This is a genomic window from Hydrogenoanaerobacterium sp. (genome assembly GCF_032017025.1).
Taxonomy (GTDB): Bacteria; Bacillota; Clostridia; order Oscillospirales; family Ruminococcaceae; genus Hydrogenoanaerobacterium.
In genome coordinates this window covers 1-19,963 of record NZ_DALZQO010000011.1, presented here as the reverse complement: position 1 = coordinate 19,963, position 19,963 = coordinate 1, and the positions used below count along the sequence as shown (strand labels likewise).

The following is a 19,963-nucleotide window of genomic DNA, read 5'->3' as shown; positions in this document are numbered from 1 at the left end:
ACACCCAGCCTGCCACGGTGGTTTTGCCGCTGCTGGTGGCTCCGGCGATGCACACCGAAATGCCGTAGCGGATACACTCCGAAAGAAAATCCAGCATTTCAGCGGTAGCCGTGCCGCCGTCTATGAAATCCTCTTTCTCCATGTTATTGGGATTGACGATACGGATGGAGGCGGCAGCGCCTATATTGGCATCCACAATGGGGCTTTTCATCACGGCAATGCGGATGTTCTCCGCAAGAGTACCTACTACCAGCGGAGACTGATCATCCAGAATTGTGCCGGACACATGAAGCATCCGGCGCAGCACATTGATGCAGTGTTCGGGGCTGTCAAAGTGTTCCCGCAGCTTCTCGCAGCGCCCACCGGCGTACTGGATTTCAATATCCCGCCAGCTGTTAATGTCGATTTCTTCGATTCCGTCCGCAAAAATGTACTTGGTGAGAAAGGAATACTCGGCCATTTCCGTGTAGAGCGCATCCACCAGCTGCTGCTGTGTCATATCCTTGACCGCCACACGGCTGTCCTGCACAAACTTGGCGATGTACCGCTTGATGTTGGCCTTGGCTTCGGCGGCGTTGCCGTCCGACAGCAGCTCGCTGTGTTGACCGGCGATGTATTCCTGGACCTGTTGCAGCACGCTGTGAAAATCTCCGGTTTCCTGCTCCGGAGTAAAGAATAGATTATGCCTGCTCATACGCCGAACACCTCCTCCGAAATTTTCTGTATCTCTTTCCGGAAGCCCCGGCTGTCTTTCAGGGATAAATCGGCGAACAGATTTCCGGCCAGCACCTGCGCCTCCAGTTCAGGAGAGTGCGGCAGGGTAAACACAGCGCTGCCCAGCACCTGTTCCATATTCTGGCTGGCTTCGTTAGATTTTACATTGCTGACCGCCTTGTACAGCTTGTCAAAGTCAAACCCGGCCATCCGCAGATATTCCTGTTGGCTGGACAGGTAGCTCACCGATTTCAGGTCGCAGTTTATGAGCCGCAGCACCGCATCGGCCTCCAGAATGGCGATGGTGGACAGCTCGTCAAAATAAATGGAGCTACCGCAGTCGATGATGATGTGGCTTTCCATATCACGGAGCGTTTCGATCAGCTCCCGGAGCAGCTTTTCATTCACAGGAGGATAGCAGTTTTCGTTTTCTCCCTTTTGCAGGCCGATGACCGCCAGATGGCTCATTCGCTTATGGGTATTGCAGTTGTTTTTCACCAAGGACTCGGTGATGGAATTAGCGGCCAGAATGCTGCCCAGCGAGTGATTTCCCTCCAAATCACCGGGCGGACAGATGCAGGGCAGCATGGGCGTGGTACAGTCGCATAAAAGCAGCACCACGTTCTTTTTTCTGTCTGCCAGATATTTGGCCAGCTTGACCGCCACCGTGGTTTTGCCGCAGCCGGGGCTGCCCCAAACAGCCAGTACCTGTGTGGTGTTTTCCGGTTCCATTTCCTGCGGTTCGGGATCGTTTTTGCGGCTGAACAGGCCGCCTTTTTTAAAGTTCAGCATTTACTCAACCCCGCTTTCCACCGGTGGTTCCGCAGGGGCTTCCGGCTGGCTGTGATCCTCGCTTTCCTGAGATTCCGTTTCCTCCGGATACAGCTCGGAAAGCACCGAGTCCTGCGCCTCGGTAAACTTCGCCGCATTTTCCTTGCTGCCACGGTAAACGAGGGATACATGAAGAGTACCGTCCGCTTCCAACTCGGCAAGGATTTTGCCCTGCTCCGGCGTGACCAGCAAGGTAACGGTGGCAGGCAATTCTTTCTCTGCATCTTCCTGCTCCGAAGACGGATTGGATTCCCCGTCACGCTGGTTAGCATCATAGCCGCTGTCTGCGGTCACGGCGATGACCTCCACATACTGCAGCTCAGGCGGGATCACCGTCACGCCCTGTTTTTTGTAATCCGGAGCAACAATGGACACGATATCCCCGGAAATCAGCTTACCTGATAATCCTGCGGCGAAGCTCTTGACCGATACGGAGATGGCCTGCTTTTCTCCGGTCAGATTGTAGAGATAGGCGTTTTCCGCAGCAGGGGCATCGGCAATTTTGGAAGCGATGATGTAATCTCCCGGCGCTAAGTCGGCGGAGGCAAATTTACCGATGACGGTGTCCGTTTGCCTGACCACATCCTCCGGCAGATTATAGCCGCCCACCTCCACAGCCTGCACCATGTCCTTGGTGATGGCTTCCCCGATTTTGATGGGCTTTGTCACCCGCACAATCTCGGTTTTCTGGCTGATACTTTGGTTAAACAACGGTGTGACCGCAAAGCAGATCAGAAGCGACAGCACAATGCAGATCACGCCGATGACCGTTCTATTCTTAAAAAAACTCATGGTTTGATTTCCTCCTTAAATGAAATAGGCGAACAGACAGCCCGTCGATAAAAAAGGCGCAAGGGGGAAGGCTTTTTTCGCCTCCCGCCTTTGCACCTTGCAAACAATCCGGTATATGGCTACATAGAGTAACTGCAGGCTGAGTCCGGCCATTGCCGCAAACAGTCCTTTGGGCAGCCCCAGCACAAGGCCGCATGCCGCCATCAGCTTGATGTCGCCGCCGCCCATGCCGCCGAAGAACACGGCGGCCAGCAGGAACGGCAGGGCAATAAGGATTCCCAGCAGCTGTTCCGGTGAAAAACACAGCAGTGATATTGCGGCAATCATAAGGTTCAGCCAATCAGGGATGATACGATGCTTCAAATCAACCACGGAAGCCGCACACAGCAGGGCAACAAAAAAGACCGCATGCAAGACAGCCAGCTTATCCGGCATAGTTGAACATATCCTTGATACGCTGCACGAGGGTGGGAAGCACGGTTTTATCAAAGAGCATATACAAACCGGCCAGCACCAAAGCGCCGATGACTACGGCCATCAAAATCTTGATGGCCGTATCCACGAAGCCCTCCGCACGGTTGTCGGTGAGCGCCATTTTTGCTTTGATTGCCAGCATATTTGCGTTATGAGTTACCTTGCTTATCATTTTTTTCATGATATTTTACCTCCAAATTTTTTATTGTTAAGTTAACCTGTTGCTTACATACCGCCCATCTGCATGGGCGGCTGGGACTGCTCCGGTGCGGTTTCCTGCGGCTGGGCATGGAAACAAAGAGACCGTCACGGCCTCCCTCCACCACCTTGATGCCCCGGATACCGAGGCAGCCGTCCACCGTTGCCGAAGCATAGGCACGGATGCCGCCGCTGGTTCCGGACGGGTACATGGAATTGATTTTTACTTCTACATCAGGCATGATTTCTATCTCCTTTCGCATTTTGGCAATAAAAAAACAGCCCTTTTAGAGCTGCATGGTCTGTGTCTGTTCCGGTGGTGTGAAGCCGATTTCCTGAAACCCGAAACGGTCGCAGTAGAAGAAGCTGCTGCCGTTTTTATCATACAGCTCCAGCACATCCGACATGGAGAGGGAATGCCCCACATAGTCGGGTGAATGAGCTGTGTTGAATTTGGTGTACAGCGCCTCCAGATCGTTGGTTTCCACCTCACCGTCATACACCGTCTGGTAATCGGACATTTTGGGTTCGCCGAACTCCTTGCAGAAATCTCCAAGATTGATGAAGCGCATCCGGATATCTGATTCGGGCTTGAGCTGCCATACACGGCAGCTTTTCAGCGGGGTAAGTTCTTGGGTATCCCTCTGTCCGTTTACAAGACGATCATACACACCGTCCGTCCATTTCACCTCGCCGATATCCTTTTGGCGGCTGAGAAAGGCTTTCAGTTCCTCCGATTCAAACAGGGGATCGACCACCGCCTTGCTTCCGCTGACATACCCGGCAGGGTTGCCGTAGTACAAGATGATGTCTTTTTCCATTCGGATATTTCGCATGAGCTTGCCTCCTTTATGTCATAGTCAGGCCTCCATCCTCCGAGGCTTGCCGGAAAGCCTCCGTCGCTTCCTCCGTGGGATGCAGGAGTATGCCGTTTTCCATTTCCAATACACAGAAATCATCCCGGTCGCAGAGCATGATGCGGTGCTGGTAGGGCTTCTGCATCTCCATATAGTCCAGCGCTTCCTGCTCGGTGCAGAGCCACACGCCGGAGGCATAGCGGCCATCGGGCAGAAAGCTGTAGCCGCTGTATTTCGGTTCGTGATTTTTCGAATCCAACGCCCCCACCGGCCTGATTTGGGAGAGCTGCAGCTTGGCGCTGTCCGGCAGAAGCTCCGGCTTCAGCACACCGATGACCTCGTTGCGATTTTTGAGGGCAAACTCCCCGGTACGCAGGGACACCAAAAAGACAGCACAGCCACTTGGGTTGGCACCGGCTCCGTTTCCGCAGAGGCAGAAATACAGCTGCCGTTCAGGAGTATCCTGACTGATTACGACAACTTTCCCCTGAATACTGCAGCCCAAGCCGGTTGCCGAACAGTCTTTGGAGGTATAAAGAGTATTTCGTTCCATTCGTCAGCCCTCCTTTTTCTGCTGCAGCAGGGCGGTCAGGTCGGAAATGAGGGAGAGCCTCGTATCGTCCGGCATGGTCTTGAATGCCGCACGGACATAGGCCTCCACCGCCTCCGGGGACTGGTCGCCGATTTCGATGATGTCCACCTTTTGCACGCTGACCGTACCATTGGTAATGCTCAGGCGGACAATATCTCCGTAATCCATGCTGCTGGCGGTGCGCAGCTCCTTGGGAATCAGCACCCGGCCTTTGCCGTCCATCAGCTTATAGATAGGCTTCTTATTCATCCTCCGCACCTCCCTCCAGCACACAGCGGATGGTATCATGGCTCACGCCAAGACTGTCGAACAGCTCCATGAGCTGGGGCGGCAGCTGTCTGACGGGATCGGCACTGCCGATGATGATTGCGCCGTCCTCGCAGCGGATATCCAGATCATCATCCAGCGGAATGCCTGCCGCCTCCAAAAGCGCATGAGGCACACAAAGCTCTGCGGCTTCCGGTGCTTCCACCGGCTCGTTTACATGGTCGATGCCGTCCTTGGTGAGAAAAAACTCGCCGTAACTGTTGATTTGTTTCACCGGATGATGGGACAAATACGCCAAATGTACGGTATCACCGGCGGTGACGCACATGGTTTCCAACATACCGGGTGGCAGGGTGATGCTGCCGTCCTCGGCAACCCTGCCCTTGGTTTCAATGATTTTCATAACTGTAAGCCTCCTTTACATCCCCATCTGCGGGGTGTTGATTTGTTGTTCCTCTGGTGATTTCAGCTCGGCAACAAAGGCGGCAAGCTCATCACCGGTCAGAGAGATGTTGGCGATCTCCATTTCCCGGAGAAAATATGCGGCCTGCTTGTACTCGCCAGCCAGCCTCTGCATCGCCTTGGCGTTGTGGTATCCGCTGCTTATGCGGGTATATCCCTTGAAAACACAGTCATAGCTGCCGGTTTTTCCGTTCTGCTGCACGGTCAGAAACAGACCTACATTGGTTTTATCTCCGCAGCGCAGATACAGGTCATCATGCACATTGCCTACCACAAACTGATAGGCACCGCCGCTTTCTTCCTCAATCAGGGCTTTTGCCCAGCGGATTTTTTCAAGTCCGGTCATTCTTCAAATTCACCTCCGAAATCAAATAGATTTAATTGGAACGTATCCTTTTCCCGCTCCTTGGGATCGTAGTTGGTGATGATGACCTCCGGGTATTCGCAGCCGCCCTCATACCGCTGCGCCAGATTGCTCAGGCGGGTGACCGGGGTGATGGTGTAATCCCGATACAGCTCACGGATGAATTCGCAGTCGTTGTAGCTGACCATCCACTTTCCCTTGCAGCCTGCCAGCGCATCCCGAAGCCGCTGGTGGTCGGATTTCAGAAACTCCACCGCATAATGCCCCTCGGTCATGTAATACGGCGGATCGCAATAAAAAAAGGCATCGTCCCGGTCGTACTGCCGGATCAATGCCTCAAAGTCCTTATTTTCCACCACGGTGTTCGCAAGCCGCCTCGATGCCTCCCATATCACAGCGAACACCTTGCGGATATCAAAGGGCTGGCAGCCGTAGGAGGTGCAGCCGCTGCCGTAGCTGTAGCGGATGAGTTTGAAAAAGGCGGCAGCCCTCCATACATCGCTTGGCTCGGCCTGTTCCAGCAGGATAGCCCTCAGTTCCTCAAACTCAGGAGGCGGGAGGTTCTGCTGTGCCAGCTCCAGTTCTTCCTGCAGATATTCTGTAGCGAATTCACCTTTTTCAAAGAAGCGGCGCAGCACATGAAATTCATGCCGGGAGTTGAGAGGCAGAAAGCCCAGCTGCTTGAGGAGGGAGAAAGGGTACCGTGGGTTTGCACCTCGGTCACGCCCCACAGCTCACCGTTCCATTCCTCAACAATCGGATTGATGCTGTACACCTTTCGGCTGAGATCGTCATCAAGGTAAACGGCGAGGCCACGCTCGCCCCCGCTGGGCAGTTTTTCTTTCTGAATGAGGGCAAGGATTTTGTCCTCGTATTCTAAAACCTCACCGGCAGATAAATCCTCCCGGTAATCGTCAATATATCCCCATTCGTTCTTCCTGTAGATGTGAGGGAAGAGAGGGCTAAATAACCGAAGGGTTTCCAGTTCATTTTTCATGGTGCATCCATCCTTTCATTTTGATTTTGGACGCAAAAAAAGCGGCTGTGTTTTTCAGTTACGAAGAACACAGCCGCTTCAAAATTGCCCCATAGGGTATTGGCTTTATTTAATTGTTTACCGGAGTGATTCCGGCCAAAAACGAGAAACACCCCGCTTTCTTGTTAAAAAGCGAGGTGCATCTATGAAAAATGAGGGTCTTGAATTTTTCATTCAAAACCCTCGCAAGGCCGCATAAACACTGGCTTTTTCAGCCCTGCATCTATTTTGACCTAATCTTCTGGCGGAGATGGAGAGACTCGAACTCTCGCGCCGGTTTCCCGACCTACTCCCTTAGCAGGGGAGCCCCTTCACCAACTTGGGTACATCTCCAAATAAAGTTGCTATTTTGTTTTTCACATCAAGCGCATCTTAAAACGGGCTGTTTTAAGTTTTTCTCTTTCCGCAAAACACGGCTCTACTCTCTGCAAAACCTGTTTGGCGGAGAGGGTGGGATTCGAACCCACGGCTCTTGCGAGTCACTAGTTTTCAAGACTAGCTCCTTAAACCGCTCGGACACCTCTCCATTTTTCGTGACGCAAATTATAATACCATAATTCCAGCGTAAAGTCAAGCGAAAAAGCACCTACTTCGGCGTAGTTCAAGGTGAAATAACAGTATACTCAAAATTCTGCCACAGCAGGCGCATGCCCTCATCGGTTTCGGGCGGCAACAAAGCCATAGCTACCGTGTTTTCAACGCCTTTTGCAGAAACCAGCACCGCATAATCACCGTTTATTTGCTTTACCATGTATTCAATCGGCTCCATTGCGGCACTCCTTTGCAGAAAACAGCTGACACTGCTTATCCCTATTATTATAACAACTTTTTGGTCAAAAGCCAACCCATTTTGTAAAATTTCTGCCCCTGCCCACTTTTCTTTTGTTTCCCCGCGCGAAACTTGTATGTCCCACAGCTACATGGTATAATAATAAGGTTAACATGAACATGTTATTAAACCATCTTTTGCTAGGAGGAATTTTAATGAGCAAGGGTAATTTTTACATTACCACCCCAATCTATTATCCGTCCGACAAACTTCACATCGGACACAGCTACTGTACAGTAGCAACCGACACCATGGCGAGGTTTAAGCGAATGCAAGGGTTTGATGTCATGTTCCTCACCGGTACCGATGAGCACGGCCAGAAAATTCAAGAAAAAGCACAAGCTGCCGGTGTCATTCCGCAGCAGTATGTCGACCATATTGTGGACGGCATACAGGATTTGTGGAAGCTGATGAACATTTCGCACGATCGTTTCATCCGCACTACCGACGATTACCATGTTGAATCGGTAAAAAAAATTTTTAAAGCACTTTACGATAAAGGCGACATTTATAAATCGGTTTACAAAGGCAAATACTGCACCCCTTGTGAATCGTTTTGGACCGAAAGCCAGCTGACCGACGGCAAATGCCCCGACTGCGGGCGTGATGTGATTGATGCCGAGGAGGAGGCTTACTTCTTCCGCCTGTCGGGCTATGCCGATAAACTTATGAGCTACTACGAGCAACACCCCGATTTCGTCGAGCCTACATCCCGTCTGAATGAGATGATCAACAACTTTATCAAGCCGGGGTTGGAGGATCTTTGCGTCTCCCGTACCACCTTTGACTGGGGCGTACCTGTCGATTTTGACCCAAAGCATGTCGTGTATGTATGGATTGATGCGCTTTCCAACTACATTACCGCATTGGGCTATGGTAATGACAAATACCATGATTTTGAGAAATACTGGCCGGCCGACGTACAGTTTGTCGGCAAGGAAATCACCCGTTTCCACACCATTATCTGGCCTGCTATGCTGATGGCGCTCGACCTGCCCCTGCCCAAAAAAGTGTTTGGTCACGGCTGGCTGCTGATTGACGGTGGAAAGATGAGTAAATCCAAGGGCAACGTGGTGGACCCTGTTGTGTTGTGCGAACGCTACGGCGTAGATGCGCTGCGCTATTTCCTGATGCGAGAGTTTCCGTTTGGGTCGGACGGTATCTTTACCAACGAAGCACTCATCAGCCGCATCAATGCCGACCTTGCAAACGACCTGGGCAACCTGGTTTCACGCACCGTCTCGATGGTGGAAAAATACTTTGGCGGCAAGCTGCCGACTGAGCGTAAGACCGATGCTTTGGATGACGAGCTGATTGGCATGGCAAATGGGCTGAAAACAAAATACGATGCCTCGATGGAGCGTTACGCGTTCCAGCAAGCGCTCATCGATATCTTTAAACTGATTTCGCGCACCAATAAATACATTGACGAAACTGCCCCTTGGGTGCTGGCAAAAGACGAGGCAAATGCGCCGCGCCTTGCCACGGTGATGTACAATCTGCTCGAGTCCATCCGTATTTCGTCCGTTTTGCTCACCCCTGTTATGCCCGCAACCGTAGAGAAAATTTTTGAGCAGATCGGTGCTGCCGCAGAGCTTCGCACCTACGACAGCGCGACAGTATTCGGCAAGCTGCCACTTGACGTGGCGGTTACGAAAGGCGAGACCTTGTTCCCGCGCATTGATCTTGCAAAGGAGCTGGCACTGCTGGACGAGGAGCAAGCGGCAAAGCAGGCAGAGCTTGCAAAAGCGCAGGCTCCCAAGGCGGAGGAGAAAAAGACCGCGCCTGAGGGCATTGCAACACTCATCACCATTGATGACTTTGCGAAGGTTGCACTGAAGGTTGCCCAAATCAAGGAATGTGTCAAGGTTGAGAAATCGGACAAGCTGCTAAAACTCCAGCTCGATGACGGCACCGATACCCCGCGCCAAGTGGTTTCGGGTATTGCCACATGGTACTCACCGGACGATTTGGTGGGCAAAAAGGTTGTGGTTGTAGCCAACCTCAAACCCGCGAAGCTGCGCGGTGTGGAAAGCAACGGTATGATTCTTGCTGCAGATGCGGGCGAAAATGACGTTAAGGTGCTGTTTGTCGATTCCGACGTACCCAACGGCTCCAAAGTTCGTTAATACCCTCTTTCAACCATTGGCTGTAAGTCATAGCAGAATGAAGCAAAAATAGGATGGGGCGGGGTTCATCCCCGCCTCATTTTTATTCTTATCGTTTTTTGAGCAAAAACAGGCGTTGGAAACTGCCGCGCAAACGGTTTTTCAGAGCCAATTAGGAGGCTAACTATGTACCGGAATATCTTTGATTCACATGCACACTACGACGATGAACGCTTTGAGGAAGACCGCCATGAGCTGCTAGAGAGCTTGTTTGCAAACGGTGTACGCGGCATTGTCAATGCTGCATCGAGCATGGAGTCTTGTAAGACCTCTCTGGCCTTGGCGCAGCGGTACCCGCAGGTTTATTGTGCGGTGGGTGTTCACCCCGACGCTGCACCCCACTTCACTGAGGAAGACTGCGTGGTTCTTGCTAAGCTGGCTAAGCAGCCCAAGGTGGTTGCGATTGGTGAAATCGGATTAGATTATTACTACGACGACGCATCGCCGCGTGACGTGCAGCGTGCGGTGTTCGAGCGGCAGTTACAGCTTGCAGCAGAACTCGATCTCCCTGTGATTATCCATGATCGCGAGGCGCATCAAGATACAATGGAGCTGCTGCACAAATACCGCCCGCGCGGAGTGCTGCACTGCTACAGCGGCAGTGCCCAAATGGCAAAGGAGGTTGTGGGGCTTGGAATGTACCTCGGGTTTACCGGCGTGCTCACCTTTAAAAACGCCAAAAAGGCGGTGGAGGCAGCCCAAAGCATTCCGCTTGATCGGCTGCTGATTGAGACCGACTGCCCCTATATGGCGCCCGAGCCAAACCGCGGCAGGCGCTGCGACAGCGGTATGCTGGTGTACACAGGCAGTAAGCTTGCCGAGCTTAAGGGAATTGACCCCCAGCAGCTTTTCGACATTACCTGCCAAAACGCGTGCGATTTATTCCAGATTGCCCTTTAATCGTAATATTAATGCAACAAAATACGGATGGTAATTTTAATTACCATCCGTATTTTTTATATCTAACTTTTTATTTGGAAGAGGATGCGGATGAACCTTCTGAGGAAGAGCTTGCCGCAGATGAGCTTTCGCTGCTCTCGGCGCTTGCGGCAGAGGAGGCCTCGGATGAATCATCTTCAGAGGATAGCTCGTCCTCTATGATGCTGGACACCTGCGGTGTCACCTGCTGCGCCTGGCTCGGGTCAATTGCATGAGTGTCGGGGCCGTCTTTTAGCGCCACTATGTTGTAGCCGCCCTTTACCTTCTTCAGTTCCACCAGCATGATCTTATCCGGCTCGGGCTCGTAGGTATTGCCCTCTGCATCGGTCTGCCACAGGTTGCCCGGCGGAATATAACCTACCTCTAGCGTATACAAATCTGCTTTATGCGAAATTTTTAAAATTTTAGGGGTATACACCGCCATCTGTGTGGCAACGGGGATGCTGTAAGCCTTTTGCTCCTCGTCGTAAATATAGCTGATTTCGTAGTCACCAAAGCTTTTATGCTGCAGCTTTACATCAGGGCCAAACAGCTTTGCCGCCTGCACATCCACATCGGTTGCAGGCAAAACAATCATGCCGTAATCATCTTTTGCAAACTGGTCACGGTTTTTCGAAAGCAGCGTGCTCCACACCGATGACTGCAGCAACATCAGCGGGTCTGCATTCTGCGGCGAATCAAAGGTCAGCGGGTCAAACATAATCACAGGCAGAATAAAGTGTTCCAGCTTCTGCTTCTCTTTGGTGTTATCCAAAATACGCCCCGTCATATTAATGCTGGTGATGGCGACGGTGATGAGCCCGATTACCGCCATTGCAAATACCACAATACCAATCGTGCCAAGTGTTTTGCGTTTTCTGCGGTTCATGGTTGTCTTTACAATACTCGATCTTTTACTTTCCATCCATACCTCCCACGGCAGTTGCCGCTTGTAGCCATACCGGCTGATTCCCAATGCTCTGTCGCAATCTCACAAGGGGCACTAACGAATTTGCCCCTCGCCGTAGATCAAATACTTATAGGTCGTCATTTCGCGAAGCCCCATTGGCCCACGCGCATGCAGCTTTTGTGTGGAGATACCAATCTCCGCGCCAAGACCAAACTCACCGCCATCGGTAAAGCGTGTGGAGGCATTGATGTAAACCGCCGCCGCGTCAACCCGCTGCATAAACTTTTGGCTGTTTTTATAGTCCTGCGTCACAATACATTCGCTGTGGCGGGTGCTGTAACGCGCAATGTGTGCAATCGCCTCATCCACATCCTCCACCACACGTATCGCGAGAACATAATCCAAAAACTCTGTGGCATAATCCTCTTCTGTCGCAGCGGCGACACCGGTGAGGATGCTGCGGGTACGCTCACAGCCCAGCAGCTTTACGTTTTTCTCCGCAAGTGCCTTTGCCGCCAGGGGCAAAAACTCCGGCGCAATGTCTTTGTGCACCAGCAGTGTTTCCGCTGCATTGCACACCGATGGACGTTGTGCCTTTGCGTTTACAATAATGTCGGCCGCCATTGTAGGGTCGGCATTGTAATCAACATAAACATGGCAGTTGCCTGTGCCTGTTTCAATCACAGGCACGGTAGAGTTCTCTACTACCGCTTTAATCAGCCCCGCACCGCCGCGCGGAATCAGTACGTCAAGGTAGCCTGAAAGGCGCATCATTTCGTTTGCACTCTCACGCGAGGTATCTTCCACGAGCAAAATGCAGTCGGCAGGCAAGCCGGCCTGTGCAATCGCATCGCGCATAATGCTTGCCAGCGCGGTGTTGGAATGGATTGCCTCTTTGCCGCCGCGCAAAATGCACGCGTTGCCCGATTTCAGGCACAGAGCCGCGGCGTCCACCGTTACATTGGGGCGGGCTTCAAAAATAATACCGATAACACCCATAGGCACCCGTGTTTTTACAATACGAAGCCCGTTTGGACGAGTTATGCCACCCAGCACTTCACCGATGGGATCTTCCAGCAGGGCAACACTGTTTACCGCTGAAACAATGCCCTCCATTCGCGCTCTTGTCAGCGTTAGGCGGTCAATCATCGCCTCACTCATGCCGTTTTCGCGTGCGGCGGCAATATCCCTGCTGTTTGCAGCAATAATTTCATCGGCACGCTGTGTCAGCTGTAAACCAATTGCACACAATGCGGCGTTTTTAAGCCCTGCGTTTGCCGCAGCCAGCTCATAAGACGCTTGCTTTGCGCGCGCTCCCAATTTTTGCATTTCAGTCATACAGGGTCTCCTCTCCCCCGGATCTGCATTTGTGCAATCCGGTTTTATCTATTTCATTCTGTTCTATAGATTTAACTATGTAGCTGTCGGAATGCAGGCATCAGCAGTTTACCGGCACTTTACCGGCTACAAAATGAGTGCCGATCTCTTTGCCATCAAACAATTCGTAGAGATTAGCGGGGTTTTTGCCGTTGATGATTGCCATGTTAACGCCATTTGGGCAGGCAATCTGAGCAGCATGGATTTTAGTGAGCATGCCGCCCGTACCGCGGCTGGAGCCTGCTCCGCCCGCCTTCTCCGCAACGCTTTCATCCAGCTCTTCCACCCGTGAAATTAGCTTCGCATCCGGGTCTTTGCGTGGGTCTGCGTCATACAAGCCGTCAATATCGCTCATAATCACCAGTGCATCTGCTCCGGTCAGTACCGCAACAATTGCAGATAATGTATCGTTGTCACCGAATTCAATCTCTTCGACTGAAACGGTATCGTTCTCGTTTACAATGGGGATGGTGTTCATCTCCATCAAGCGTTCAAAGGCGTTGATGCAGTTTTCTTTGCGCGCCTCCGATTCAATCACATCACGAGTGAGCAGTACCTGCGCTACATTGTGATTGTATTCGGAAAACAGCTTATCGTACATGTACATCAGCTCGCACTGGCCAATGGCAGCGACTGCCTGCTTTGCCGGGGTATCGCATGGGCGTACCTTCAGCCCCAGCTTGCCTACGCCCACCGCAATGGCTCCGGAAGAAACCAGTATAAGCTCTTTGCCGCTGTTTTTGATATCGGCGAGCACCTTGACAAACTCTTCGATTCTGCGAATATTTACAAGCCCTGTCTCATGGGTTAGGGTAGATGTTCCAACTTTAATGACAACTCTTTTTGCGTTCTGAAAACAACTCACAACGTGTTCTCCTTTGATATCTATTCATTTAATACAATTCTAGAATGAGTAAAACAGGTTTTACAGCATCGTATTAGATGCTTTATGGCAATGATACCATAAACGCAGCGCGTTTGTGGTATCATTGCCCTTCTTCGGCGGTTGCCGCGTAAGCGGTGAGCCGAAGGGGATTAGAACGAGTATAATAAACGCTTTTGCGTTTATTATACCACGCAAAGGCAACGCCCTGCAAATAGTGCACGGTTATTTCCCTGCGTCGGCCGGCTGCAGCAAATCAACACGCAACTTAACAATGCGCTGTTCATCCATCTCAGAAACAGTAAGCCTGAGTGTGTCATACTCAAAGCTCTCGCCTTCCTGCGGGATATGTTCAAGGCTTTCCAGCATCCAACCGCCTACTGTGGAGTATTCGCAATCAAAATTTTTATAGCAATAACTAATTTTTTCAAAAAAATCTTCGATATTAAAGTCACCCTGTACCTCGTAGCAGGTATCGGAAAGGCGCACCACATCATGCGTCACTTCGTCGCTCTCATCCCAAATTTCGCCTACCAGCTCCTCCAGGATATCCTCCATCGTCACCAGCCCCAGTGTACCGCCGTATTCGTCGGTAACAATTGCGATGTGCAACTTCTGCCGTTTAAAATCGCTCAGCAGGTCAGAAATTTTTTTAGAGCGGTGTACATAGATGCACTCACGTACCATGCTGCGCACATCAATCTCTTTGCTATGCACATAGGCTTCGAGCAAATCTTTACCGTAAAGGATGCCGATGACATTATCGATCGTATCTTCGTATACAGGAATACGTGAGTATCCATGCGTCACAGCAGCTTCTAAAATGGTATTGAGGTCGTCGTCTACGTCAATTGCAGTCATATCCACACGCGGTATCAAAATCTCCTGAACGGTGGTGTCGTTAAAATCAAACACTGACTGTATAATATCACTCTCGCTCTCGTCGAGTACGCCCTCCACTTCGCTGTTCTGAATAATGGTCTTCAGCTCCTGCTCGGTGACCGACGGTTCTGCCTGCGCATCCTTTGACTTCACCGATTTTTGCAGCTTAATAAAAAACCACGAGATCGGCGTAAGAATCACCTGTACCGCATGGAGCGGCTTTGCCACCTTGAGCACAATTGCCTCGGCATGCGCCTTCGCATAGCTTTTTGGCAGTATCTCACCAAAGGTGAGCACCAGCACCGTAAGTACAATGGTAGAAACCGCAGCGCCCGATGCACCAAGCAAAACCGTAGCCACTACGGTAGCAATAGACGATGCAGAAAGATTCACCACATTGTTGCCAATAAGGATGGTGGATAAAATACGGTCAAAATTATCGGCCATGCGCAACGCAAGCTTTGCGTTTTCGTTACCGTCATCTGCCATATTCTGCATTCGAATTTTGTTCATGCATGAAAGTGCGGTCTCAGATGCGGAGAAAAATGCCGACGCGGCCAGCAGCAATACCAATATCAGATACAAGCCCGGACTGGGTGTGTCCAACTGCGATCAACTCTACTTTCTATTTTTATAATGATTACAATGCGTGCGTAATTGTATTTTAGCAAACTGAGCGTGATTTCTCAACATGTAACGAAAATAATTTACACTCCTGCAACAAAAAAGAGCATGAATACCAAGGTATTCACACCCTTATCTTTATTTAGGCCAAACAAATGATTGGAAATGCTCGCTTCAGCGTATGCACAAATCTACAATCAGTGTTACAAGAATAGGGGCTGCGATAATCACCGGCGGTTTGAGTGCAAGGGCAAGCAGCTTAATGCGCTGAGTACGGGTGACGCCCTCGGTTTCATCCGGCTCCGGTTCAGGCAGTTCCTCCAAAACTTCCCCCTCAAGGGCTTCCTCCACGGGAGTATCCCCTTTTTTCAAAATTACTGGCGGTACCTGCCTTACATTATAGGCAGCCAACAGCACCGGTACCACAAGCAGTGTCCAGTACACTACATTAATCTGTGCAAAGCCTGTAAGCTTTGAAACCACGTACGCAAGCGGGCACGCCAAAAACCAAATCAGCGTATACAGCCGCTTAATTTTTTTATCCTGCTTTTCTCTCTCTTTGTCCAGCTTCTTTTTTGTCATAGGACTACTCTCCTTTTCCCTTTCTGACACTGTCGCGGTAATTTTTTGCAAGCTGTTCGGTTTTGTTGTTGCCAAACTCATAGTACACTTTATCTTTTAAGCTATCGGGTAGGTATTGCTGTGCTACCCAGTGGTTGGGGAAGTTATGCGGATACCGGTAGGATAAGGCATGACCCAGCTTTTGAGCACCGGCGTAGTGCCCATCTTTGAGGCTTGCAGGGATATCTCCTGTTCTGCCCGCTTTTACATCCGCCATCGCAGCGTCGATCGCCAGAATGGCGGAGTTGGATTTGGGGGCAGTGCACATGACAATCACAGCCTCGGCAAGCGGAATGCGCGCCTCGGGCAGCCCAAGCTGCAAAGCAGAGTCGACACAGGCTTTTACAATCGAAATCGCCGCGGGGTATGCAAGCCCCACGTCCTCGCTTGCCATCACCAGTAGGCGGCGGCAGGGCGAGAGCAAATCACCTGCTTCCAGCAGCCGCGCCAAATAGTGCAGAGCCGCATTTTCATCCGAGCCGCGCACCGATTTTTGCAATGCCGAAAGAATATCATAATGCGCATCGCCGTCGCGATCGTACTTCATGGCGCTGCGCTGGCTTACCTGCCGGGCGTCCTCCATGGTCACCATGCACTCACCCGATGGATTCACTTGAGCCGCAAGAGAGCACATTTCCACCGCGTTCATCGCCTTGCGAACGTCGCCGCCGCAGCTTTGCGCAATGTGCTGTGCCACGCCCTCCTCCAGGGTGACGGAGCAGCCCATCTCCTTTTCCATCTCGCCGAAGCCGCGCAGAACCGCAGGTATAATGTCCTGCGCATCTACAGGCTTAAACTCAAACACTGTGCTCCGGCTGAGAATTGCATTGTAAACATAAAAATACGGGTTTTCGGTGGTAGAGGCAATCAGCGTTACCTGCCCGTTTTCAATAAACTCAAGCAGGCTTTGCTGCTGTTTTTTGTTGAGGTACTGAATCTCATCGAGATACAGCAGCACACCGTTCAAACCGCCAAACGTATCGCACTCGGCAACCACCTCTTTGATGTCTGCTGTAGAGGCGGTGGTGCCATTCAGCTTGAACAGCTTTTTGCCCGCCGCCTGCGCAATAATGCGCGCGACGGTGGTTTTTCCCACCCCCGAAGGGCCGTAAAAGATGAGATTGGGGATATTGCCGCTTTCCACAATGCGTCGCAGAACTTTATCGCCGCCCAATATATGCTTTTGCCCCACAACCTCATCTAGGCTTTGGGGGCGTATTCTGTCCGCAAGCGGTGACGACATCTTTTCATCTCCTTCTATTTTACTTTTGGGACTCTCTCCCTTTTTATTCGTACAGAGGGTATTTTGCACACAGCTCGTCCACACCTGCGCGAATTTCATCCGCTTTGTTCTCAAAGTCGGTCGCGGTGAGGTAGATAAACTCCGCAATCTTTTGCATATCGGCTTCGTTCATGCCGCGGCTGGTGACAGCGGGGGTACCCACGCGCACACCGCTGGTGATGAACGGACTCTGCGGGTCGTTGGGGATGGCGTTCTTATTTACAGTGATATACACCTCGTCCAGGCGGTGCTCCAGCTCTTTGCCGGTAATGCTCATATTGCGCAGGTCAAGCAGCATCAGGTGGTTGTCGGTATCGCCCGATACAAGGTCGAAACCCTTTGCCTTGAGCGCGTTTGCAAGCGCCTTTGCATTTTTCACAATCTGGTGCTGGTACGCTTTAAACTCCGGTTTGAGCGCTTCGCCGAAGCTGATCGCCTTGGAAGCGATGATGTGCATCAGCGGGCCGCCCTGTGTACCGGGGAAGATTGCCTTGTCAATGGCTTTACCATACTGCTCTTTACAAAGGATCATACCGCCGCGCGGGCCGCGCAGGGTTTTATGGGTGGTGGTGGTTACCACGTCTGCATACGGTACCGGTGAGGGATGCTCACCCGCCGCAACAAGACCGGCAATGTGCGCCATATCCACCATCAGCAGCGCGCCAACCTGATCGGCAATTTCGCGCAGCTTGGCAAAATCAATGGTTCTGGGGTAAGCAGAGGCACCCGCTACAATCATTTTAGGCTTGCACTCTTGTGCAATTTCAAGCACGCTGTCGTAGTCAATCATGCCGGTTTGATTATCCACACCGTAGGACACAAAGTTAAAATATTTGCCCGAAATGTTAACGGGTGAACCATGGGTAAGGTGCCCGCCGTCGGCAAGGCTCATGCCAAGCACCGTGTCACCCGGCTGCAACAGGGCGAAATACACCGCAAAGTTTGCCTGTGCGCCTGAATGCGGCTGCACATTGGCATACTCTGCGCCAAACAGTTTTTTTGCACGTTCAATTGCAATGTCCTCTGCAATATCAACACACTGGCAGCCGCCGTAGTAGCGTTTACCCGAGTAACCCTCGGCGTATTTGTTGGTAAGAATGCTGCCCATTGCAGCCATCACCGCGGGAGAAACAAGGTTTTCAGAGGCAATCAGCTCAATGTTTCTGCGCTGACGTTTCAGCTCCTTATCCATAGCTTCTGCTACCTCGGGGTCATATTGCGCCACCAGTCCGATGGAATCCATCATATCTGCGTACATGGTTCATCTTCCTCTCAAAATTTTTCCGGTATCTACACACAATTTGTAACTATTATACCTCGAAAATTGTCACTTCGCAAGCAAAAAGCACCCCTTGCATCCTAAGGCAGTATTTACGACTTTTGTTGACTAACTCATCCGCCGCACCTATAATAGAAGCAGGAACAGGGGGCGGATTTACATGAGCAAGCAAAAGATTCTACAGATGTTAGAGCAGCATAAGGGCAGCTATGTTTCGGGCGAATATCTTGCCGGGCAGCTCGGTCTGTCACGAGCCGCCGTCTGGAAATCGATTCGTTCGCTGAAAGAAGATGGCTACAGCATTGAGAGCAAAACCGGCAGCGGCTACTATTTGGCCGAACGCACTGACGCCCTGCTTGAGAGCAAAATTCGGGAGCACCTGCTTACACAGCGGCTGGGCAGCTCGCTTACAATTTATAAGACGGTGGATTCCACCAACACTCAGCTGCGCACCGCCGCCTATGCGGGTGCACCCGAGGGTACCGTCATCCTTGCCGATGAGCAAACTGCCGGTAAAGGTAGGCTGGGCAGAAGCTTTCACTCGCCCAAGCACAATGGTATTTACATGAGCGTTTTGCTGCGTCCCGAGCTGCCCTTTGATAAAATCCATTTTCTCACCATGCTCACTGCTGTATGTGTTGTTGAGGCAATTCACACGGTAACGGGGCTTTCACCGCAGATTAAATGGGTAAACGACATACTGCTGGACGGTAAAAAGCTATGCGGCATCCTTAGCGAAGCAACGGTTGAGGGTGAAAGCGGCAAGCTGAACTTTGTAGTAGTCGGAATTGGGGTAAATGTTGGCAGTGCACAGGGTTTTCCCTCTTTACAAGGCAATGTTGCAGGTGCACTCTGTGATTTTTCAGACAATAATTTTTCGCGTTGTGCACTGATTGCAGAGATTCTGAATAACCTTGAAAAATACTACTACTCGTATATCAAAACACAGGACAGCAGTGCTTTTTTAGCAAGCTATAGGCAAGCACTTTGTCTGTTAGGCAAAACAGTCACCGTGGTGCAGGGGGACAAAAGTTACCCCGCCACTGCGGTAGACCTTTCGCCGGAGGGCGGGCTCTTGGTTCAAACTGAGGATTGCAGCATCGCCGAACTTACCTCGGGTGAAGTGAGCATAAGAATCTAAAACATGATTAAAAGCGCTTGGAACTTCTTACAGTTTCAGGCGCTTTTTTCATGTGCACGCTTCACCGTTTTTTTTCATAGAATGTGAGTGATAGCCCGCTTATGGCTTCAAATTACAATAACAAAAAGGAGCAGAAATCCTATGGAAAATATGATTATGCTGAGCCGGATGCAAGTCGCCCCAGCCGTGCCGGCAGCACCTGCAATGCCTATGCCCGCTCCCGCTGTACCTACACCAGCACCTGCTATGCCCAGAATGCAGGAAAACCGCGAGATGCGTGGAATGCAAGAAAACCGTGAGAACCTTGAGAACCTTGAGATGCAAGAAAATCGCGCGATGCCTGTAATGCGCACAATGCAAGAGAATCGCATGGCACCTGCCGTACAAGAGAATCGCATGGCGCCCGCAGCGCAAGAGAATCGCATGATGCCCGCAGCGCAAGAGAATCGAGAAATGCCTAAG

At 51.3% G+C, this 19,963-nt stretch carries 25 protein-coding genes and 2 tRNA genes; 5 read left to right on the top strand and 22 right to left on the bottom strand.

All coding sequences use genetic code 11. From position 1 onward, the window contains the following. From RTV33_RS08210 to RTV33_RS08155, 12 genes are all read right to left on the bottom strand, one after another. Positions 1–694, bottom strand: a 694-nt coding sequence (locus RTV33_RS08210; RefSeq protein ID WP_312643311.1) for an ATPase, T2SS/T4P/T4SS family, incomplete at its 3' end; no start/stop codon positions are given. Continuing rightward, positions 691–1,506, bottom strand: a complete 816-nt coding sequence (locus RTV33_RS08205; protein ID WP_312643310.1) for a ParA family protein — start codon at positions 1,504–1,506, stop codon at positions 691–693. The genes RTV33_RS08210 and RTV33_RS08205, both read right to left, overlap by 4 nt. Beyond that, a complete protein-coding gene (locus tag RTV33_RS08200) occupies positions 1,507–2,337 on the bottom strand; it encodes an RcpC/CpaB family pilus assembly protein (RefSeq protein ID WP_312643309.1) in 831 nt (276 codons plus the stop codon). Between the two features lie 15 nt (positions 2,338–2,352). Beyond that, positions 2,353–2,772: an A24 family peptidase gene (locus RTV33_RS08195; RefSeq protein ID WP_312643307.1), complete on the bottom strand. Its 420-nt coding sequence runs from the start codon at positions 2,770–2,772 to the stop codon at positions 2,353–2,355. Continuing rightward, complete coding sequence (locus RTV33_RS08190; protein WP_312643306.1) at positions 2,762–2,992, bottom strand: DUF6133 family protein; 231 nt, start codon at positions 2,990–2,992, stop codon at positions 2,762–2,764. Before RTV33_RS08190 ends, RTV33_RS08195 begins: the two co-directional genes overlap by 11 nt. Then, entirely contained in the window at positions 2,961–3,251 is a 291-nt protein-coding gene (locus RTV33_RS08185; protein WP_312643305.1) for a septation protein SpoVG family protein, read from the bottom strand. Before RTV33_RS08185 ends, RTV33_RS08190 begins: the two co-directional genes overlap by 32 nt. 45 nt (positions 3,252–3,296) lie before the next feature. After that, positions 3,297–3,845, bottom strand: coding sequence for a YodL domain-containing protein (locus tag RTV33_RS08180; protein WP_312643304.1), 549 nt, complete (start codon positions 3,843–3,845; stop codon positions 3,297–3,299). A 13-nt stretch (positions 3,846–3,858) separates the two neighbouring features. Further along, positions 3,859–4,419, bottom strand: a complete 561-nt coding sequence (locus RTV33_RS08175; RefSeq protein ID WP_312643303.1) for a hypothetical protein — start codon at positions 4,417–4,419, stop codon at positions 3,859–3,861. A 3-nt stretch (positions 4,420–4,422) separates the two neighbouring features. After that, positions 4,423–4,707, bottom strand: a complete 285-nt coding sequence (locus RTV33_RS08170) for an AbrB family transcriptional regulator (protein WP_312643301.1) — start codon at positions 4,705–4,707, stop codon at positions 4,423–4,425. After that, positions 4,700–5,128 (bottom strand): hypothetical protein, encoded by a 429-nt coding sequence (locus RTV33_RS08165; RefSeq protein WP_312643300.1) that lies wholly within the window; start codon positions 5,126–5,128, stop codon positions 4,700–4,702. The genes RTV33_RS08170 and RTV33_RS08165 overlap by 8 nt, the downstream gene beginning before the upstream one ends. A 15-nt stretch (positions 5,129–5,143) precedes the next feature. Beyond that, complete coding sequence (locus RTV33_RS08160) at positions 5,144–5,533, bottom strand: hypothetical protein (RefSeq protein ID WP_312643298.1); 390 nt, start codon at positions 5,531–5,533, stop codon at positions 5,144–5,146. Beyond that, positions 5,530–6,282, bottom strand: coding sequence for a DNA adenine methylase (locus tag RTV33_RS08155; RefSeq protein ID WP_312643297.1), 753 nt, complete (start codon positions 6,280–6,282; stop codon positions 5,530–5,532). Before RTV33_RS08155 ends, RTV33_RS08160 begins: the two co-directional genes overlap by 4 nt. Between RTV33_RS08155 and RTV33_RS08150 the strand changes: the two genes are divergently transcribed. Further along, positions 6,255–6,431 carry a hypothetical protein gene (locus RTV33_RS08150; protein WP_312643295.1) on the top strand — a complete coding sequence of 59 codons (177 nt, stop codon included), beginning with the start codon at positions 6,255–6,257 and terminating at the stop codon, positions 6,429–6,431. The genes RTV33_RS08155 and RTV33_RS08150 overlap by 28 nt on opposite strands. A gap of 398 nt (positions 6,432–6,829) precedes the next feature. Here RTV33_RS08150 and RTV33_RS08145 read toward each other — a convergent pair. From RTV33_RS08145 to RTV33_RS08135, 3 genes are all read right to left on the bottom strand, one after another. Beyond that, positions 6,830–6,920 (bottom strand) — tRNA-Ser (locus tag RTV33_RS08145). Positions 6,921–7,026: 106 nt separating this feature from the next. After that, positions 7,027–7,113: transfer RNA gene (locus RTV33_RS08140), tRNA-Ser, on the bottom strand. Between the two features lie 75 nt (positions 7,114–7,188). After that, positions 7,189–7,356: a hypothetical protein gene (locus RTV33_RS08135; RefSeq protein ID WP_312643293.1), complete on the bottom strand. Its 168-nt coding sequence runs from the start codon at positions 7,354–7,356 to the stop codon at positions 7,189–7,191. 215 nt (positions 7,357–7,571) lie between these two features. Here RTV33_RS08135 and metG point away from each other — a divergent pair, with 215 nt between their 5' ends. Both metG and RTV33_RS08125 read left to right on the top strand, forming a co-directional pair. Then, a complete protein-coding gene (gene metG / locus RTV33_RS08130; protein WP_312643292.1) occupies positions 7,572–9,545 on the top strand; it encodes a methionine--tRNA ligase in 1,974 nt (657 codons plus the stop codon). Positions 9,546–9,710: 165 nt separating this feature from the next. Then, positions 9,711–10,484, top strand: a complete 774-nt coding sequence (locus tag RTV33_RS08125) for a TatD family hydrolase (protein WP_312643291.1) — start codon at positions 9,711–9,713, stop codon at positions 10,482–10,484. A gap of 70 nt (positions 10,485–10,554) precedes the next feature. Here RTV33_RS08125 and RTV33_RS08120 read toward each other — a convergent pair whose 3' ends face one another. From RTV33_RS08120 to glyA, 7 genes are all read right to left on the bottom strand, one after another. Beyond that, entirely contained in the window at positions 10,555–11,427 is an 873-nt protein-coding gene (locus RTV33_RS08120) for a hypothetical protein (protein WP_312643290.1), read from the bottom strand. A 78-nt stretch (positions 11,428–11,505) separates the two neighbouring features. After that, positions 11,506–12,750, bottom strand: coding sequence for a glutamate-5-semialdehyde dehydrogenase (locus RTV33_RS08115; protein WP_312643289.1), 1,245 nt, complete (start codon positions 12,748–12,750; stop codon positions 11,506–11,508). 100 nt (positions 12,751–12,850) lie between these two features. Further along, a complete protein-coding gene (gene proB / locus RTV33_RS08110) occupies positions 12,851–13,654 on the bottom strand; it encodes a glutamate 5-kinase (RefSeq protein ID WP_312643288.1) in 804 nt (267 codons plus the stop codon). Positions 13,655–13,897: 243 nt separating this feature from the next. Beyond that, entirely contained in the window at positions 13,898–15,160 is a 1,263-nt protein-coding gene (locus RTV33_RS08105) for a hemolysin family protein (protein ID WP_312643287.1), read from the bottom strand. Between the two features lie 192 nt (positions 15,161–15,352). Continuing rightward, positions 15,353–15,760: a hypothetical protein gene (locus tag RTV33_RS08100; RefSeq protein WP_312643286.1), complete on the bottom strand. Its 408-nt coding sequence runs from the start codon at positions 15,758–15,760 to the stop codon at positions 15,353–15,355. Between the two features lie 4 nt (positions 15,761–15,764). Further along, positions 15,765–17,042, bottom strand: a complete 1,278-nt coding sequence (locus RTV33_RS08095; protein ID WP_312643284.1) for a replication-associated recombination protein A — start codon at positions 17,040–17,042, stop codon at positions 15,765–15,767. Between the two features lie 43 nt (positions 17,043–17,085). Next, positions 17,086–18,339: a serine hydroxymethyltransferase gene (glyA, locus tag RTV33_RS08090; RefSeq protein WP_312643282.1), complete on the bottom strand. Its 1,254-nt coding sequence runs from the start codon at positions 18,337–18,339 to the stop codon at positions 17,086–17,088. 181 nt (positions 18,340–18,520) lie between these two features. Between glyA and RTV33_RS08085 the strand changes: the two genes are divergently transcribed. Together RTV33_RS08085 and RTV33_RS08080 are read left to right on the top strand one after the other, a co-directional pair. Next, a complete protein-coding gene (locus tag RTV33_RS08085) occupies positions 18,521–19,501 on the top strand; it encodes a biotin--[acetyl-CoA-carboxylase] ligase (RefSeq protein WP_312643281.1) in 981 nt (326 codons plus the stop codon). Positions 19,502–19,642: 141 nt separating this feature from the next. Further along, on the top strand, positions 19,643–19,963 hold a 321-nt coding region (locus tag RTV33_RS08080; protein ID WP_312643280.1), incomplete at its 3' end, for a hypothetical protein.